At 65.8% G+C, this 3,735-nt stretch carries 6 protein-coding genes; all 6 read right to left on the bottom strand.

The window, feature by feature from the left end; all coding sequences use genetic code 11:
* Positions 1-377 (bottom strand): hypothetical protein (locus VFW04_12475; protein ID HEX5180141.1); only part of this gene is annotated, 377 nt, incomplete at its 3' end.
* Positions 374-1,402 carry a phenylalanine--tRNA ligase subunit alpha gene (pheS, locus tag VFW04_12470; GenBank protein HEX5180140.1) on the bottom strand — a complete coding sequence of 343 codons (1,029 nt, stop codon included), beginning with the start codon at positions 1,400-1,402 and terminating at the stop codon, positions 374-376. The genes pheS and VFW04_12475, both read right to left, overlap by 4 nt.
* A gap of 134 nt (positions 1,403-1,536) precedes the next feature.
* Positions 1,537-1,893: a 50S ribosomal protein L20 gene (rplT, locus tag VFW04_12465; protein HEX5180139.1), complete on the bottom strand. Its 357-nt coding sequence runs from the start codon at positions 1,891-1,893 to the stop codon at positions 1,537-1,539.
* Between the two features lie 11 nt (positions 1,894-1,904).
* Positions 1,905-2,102, bottom strand: coding sequence for a 50S ribosomal protein L35 (gene rpmI / locus VFW04_12460; protein HEX5180138.1), 198 nt, complete (start codon positions 2,100-2,102; stop codon positions 1,905-1,907).
* Between the two features lie 15 nt (positions 2,103-2,117).
* Positions 2,118-2,633 carry a translation initiation factor IF-3 gene (gene infC / locus VFW04_12455; GenBank protein ID HEX5180137.1) on the bottom strand — a complete coding sequence of 172 codons (516 nt, stop codon included), beginning with the start codon at positions 2,631-2,633 and terminating at the stop codon, positions 2,118-2,120.
* Between the two features lie 216 nt (positions 2,634-2,849).
* Positions 2,850-3,735 (bottom strand): MBL fold metallo-hydrolase (locus VFW04_12450; GenBank protein ID HEX5180136.1); only part of this gene is annotated, 886 nt, incomplete at its 5' end.

The raw sequence follows: 3,735 nt of genomic DNA, 5'->3' as shown, positions 1-3,735 counted from the left end.
GCGAGCTCGCGCGCCGAGCACAACATGCCGTTGGAGACGGCCCCGCGAATCTTGCGACGCTCGAGCACCAAGCCGCCGGGGAGCGTGGTCCCCACGGGCGCGAAGGGATACACGCCGCCCGCCTTTACGTTAGGCGCGCCGCACACTACGTCGAGCAGCGCGTCGCGGCCCGCGTCCACTTTGGTCACCCAGAGGTGGTCCGAGTCGGGGTGCCGCGCTGCTTCGACCACGCGTCCGATCACGATGCCGGTCAGGTCGTCGCGCAGGCGCACCATCTCATCCACCGTGCAACAGTGCGCGGTGATGAGCTCGCGCATGCGCTCGGCGGAGAGCGGAACGGTGAGGAGCGATTCCAGCCACGCGTGTGACGCGTTCATGTCGCGAACTGTTCGAGGAACCGCACGTCCGAGTCGTACAGCAACCGGATGTCGGGAATGCCATATCGCAGATCGGCAATGCGTCCCGGTCCCATGCCGAACGCCCACCCCGTGAACTTCTCCGAATCGACGCCCGCGGACTCGAGCACCGCGGGATGGATCATGCCCGAACCCAGAATCTCCATCCACCCCGTGCCCTTGCACGACGCGCACCCGGATCCGCCGCAGATGGTGCAGCGCACATCCATTTCCGCCGACGGCTCGGTGAACGGAAAGTAGCTGGGCCGGAAACGCGTTGCCGTTGCGCCGAAGAAGCGCGCGGCGAAGTTGGTGAGCGTTGCCTTGAGGTCGACGAAGCTCACGCCTTCGTCCACCGCCATGCCTTCGATCTGCATGAACACCGGCGCGTGCGAGGCATCGAAGAAGTCGCGTCGAAAGGCGTTGCCCGGCGCGAGAATGCGAATGGGCGGCGGATACGACTGCAGCGTCCGCACCTGCACGGGCGACGTGTGCGTGCGGAGCAGGGCGTTCTTGCTCAGATAGAGGGTGTCGTGCAGGTCCATGGCCGGATGCTCCGGCGGAAAATTGAGCGCCCCGAAATTGTACCAGTCGTGTTCCGCTTCCGGGCCGGTGGCCACGGTGAACGACAGCTCGCGGAAGATCTCGATGATTTCCTCGACGACGAGCGTGACCGGATGCTTGGCGCCGCGCCACTGGTGGCGTGCGGGCATGCTGCGGTCGAGCGCGGGCGCGGCCGGTGCGGCCGCGGCGAGTGCGGCGCGGCGCTCTTCGAGCGCCGATTCGAGGGCGGCCTTGAGCCGGTTGACGGCGGCGCCGGCGTCGCGGCGCGCCTCGGCGGAGAGGCCGGGCAGCGCGCGCATGAGTTCCGTTAGGCGGCCGCTCTTGCGTCCCAGCAGCTCGGTGCGCGCGGCCTCGAGCTCGGCCGGCGAGCCGGCGGCGCCCACGCGTGCCTGCGCCGTCGTCTCGAGCGCCGCCACTGCCGTCAGGAATTCATCGAGCGTCATTGGTGATCGCGAGTGGATGACAACAACGCGGCGGCGAAAGCCGACCAGTGGCCTTCGCCGCCGAGAGCAACGGACGCGGGGGAACGACGCGGCGAGTCCGCGTCGCTCCGGCTCGGACCGCGGGCCGCTAGGCCTTAGGAGCGCGCCGCCCGCGCCTTCTCGGCGAGGACGGTAAACGCCGCCGGCTCGTGCACGGCGAGGTCGGCGAGGATCTTTCGATCCACCTCGATGCCGGCCTTCTTGAGGCCGTCCATGAACACGCTATAGCTCATGTCGTGCTGGTGCGCGGCCGCGTTGATGCGGATGATCCAGAGGCGGCGGAACTCGCGCTTCTTGTTGCGGCGGTCGCGGTACGCGTATTTCCACCCGCGCTCGACGTTTTCCTTCGCCGCCTTCCACAACTTGCTGCGCGCGCCGAATGCACCACGCGCGTGCTCCATCACCTGCTTCTTGCGCTTGAGCCGCGTGACGTTCGACTTGACCCGAGGCATGGGGGATCTCCTTAGGCCTGAATGAGGCGCTTGATGCGCTTGGCGTCACCGGTCGTCGCGATGAGGCCGGCGCGGCGGAGTCTGCGCTTCCGCTTGGACGTTTTCTTGGTGAGGATGTGGCTCTTGTACGCTTTGTAGCGCCGGATCTTGCCCGATCCGGTCTTCGAGAAGCGCTTCGCCGCACCCCGGTGCGTCTTCATCTTCGGCATGGTAGTCGTTCCGTCTCACTTGGGAGCGAGAATCATGGTCATGTTCTTGCCCTCGAGCTTGGCGTCGGTTTCGATCTTGCCGATGTCCGACAACTCGGTGGACACGCGGTCGAGAACCTCTTTGCCTAACTCTGGGTGCGCGACCTGCCGGCCGCGGAACATCATGGTCACTTTCACTTTGTTGCCGTCGGCCAGGAATCGCCGCGCGTGGCGCGTCTTGGTATCGAAGTCGTGGTCGTCGATGCCCGGACGATACTTCACCTCTTTGAGGTGAATCACGTGCTGTTTCTTCTTGGCCTGGCGGGCCATCTTGGCCTGCTCGAATTTGAACTTCCCGTAATCCATGATCCGGACCACGGGCGGCCGGGCCAACGGAGCGACTTCCACGAGATCGAGTCCCTGCGCCTCTGCCTGCGCGAGGGCGGTCTCCAAATCCAGTATGCCTAACTGAGAGCCATCGGGTGCGATGACCCGCAGCGGACTGATGCGGATCTGCCGGTTGACGCGGACGCGTTTCGTGCTGTCCTGTATGGGCGAGGTTCCTCCTAGCGTGAGAAAAAAATCGCGGACGCCTCTGGGGAGTCCGCGATGCGCGACACGCGCCCTACCCCGGGCGTCGTCTCGAACACTGAACTCCTACAGCACACCTCGTGCACCTGCCCCACGAGGGCCGAAGGGTGAGAGCGGTCCAATCGCTCTGCTTTACCTGATTGTCGCTACACAATTTATCCGCGTCGAGGCGGCCAGTCAATCCGTGGCCAGCGCGTACGCCTTACCATCATGGACGACGCGACCCCACGCCTGAAACGCGTCGTGCTCGAACAGCGCCAGCCATCCCTCAGCCTCCATTCGCAGCAGGATCCGCCGTTTGGTCTCGAGCGTGACCAACGGATCCACGTCGTATCCCATTATCCACGGCAGCGGCAGGTGCGTCGTCGTCGGGACGAGGTCGCCCAGATACAGCGCCGTTTCGCCCTTCGAGCGGAGCAGCACCGACTGGTGAAACGGGACGTGGCCCGGCGTCGGCAGCACGGTGATGCCGGGGACGATCTCGCGTTCGCCTTCCACCAGGTCCAGGCGGCCCGCAGCGCGCAACGGCTCGTAGTTGTGCGCGAAGTAGCTGGCCGCGGTCCGCTCGTTCAGGTGCGTCGCGAAGTGATGCTCGCCGCGCTGCACCACGTAGCGCGCGTTGGGCATCGACGGCCGGATGGCTCCGCTCTCGTCGCGGTACGTGTTGCCGCCGGCGTGATCGAAATGCAGGTGCGTGTTGATCACGATGGACACGTCTTCGGGCGCGTGGCCGGCGGCGCGGATGCCATCCTCGAGCGCTGTCGGTCCCGTCGTTCCGCGATTCTCGATGCCGTAAATCTCGTAGAAGCGCGCGTTCTCTTTGTTGCCGGCGCCGGTGTCGATCAGCACGAGTCCAACATCGTGCTCGACTAACAGACAGCGCATGCCCATCGGGATGCGATTGCGATCGTCGGCGGGAAGCCGTTTCTCCCACAGCGGTTTGGGCACCACGCCGAACATCGCGCCGCCGTCGAGCTTGAGCGCGCCGGCCTGGATCGCGTGTACCGTCCAGGCGCCGATCGTTCGCTTGAGTACCTGCGGTGTGTCCATCGGCGCGTGCTCC

This window comes from Gemmatimonadaceae bacterium, from assembly GCA_036273715.1.
Classification (GTDB): domain Bacteria; phylum Gemmatimonadota; class Gemmatimonadetes; order Gemmatimonadales; family Gemmatimonadaceae; genus JADGGM01.
This window is presented reverse-complemented; position numbering and strand designations above follow the sequence as displayed.

What these genes read in the sequence shown, in the direction of transcription:
- pheS (HEX5180140.1), bottom strand. Translation starts at nt 1,402, where the DNA reads ATGACGCTCGATGAATTCCTGACGGCAGTGGCGGCGCTCGAGACGACG.
- rpmI (HEX5180138.1), bottom strand. Translation starts at nt 2,102, where the DNA reads ATGCCGAAGATGAAGACGCACCGGGGTGCGGCGAAGCGCTTCTCGAAG.
- rplT (HEX5180139.1), bottom strand. Translation starts at nt 1,893, where the DNA reads ATGCCTCGGGTCAAGTCGAACGTCACGCGGCTCAAGCGCAAGAAGCAG.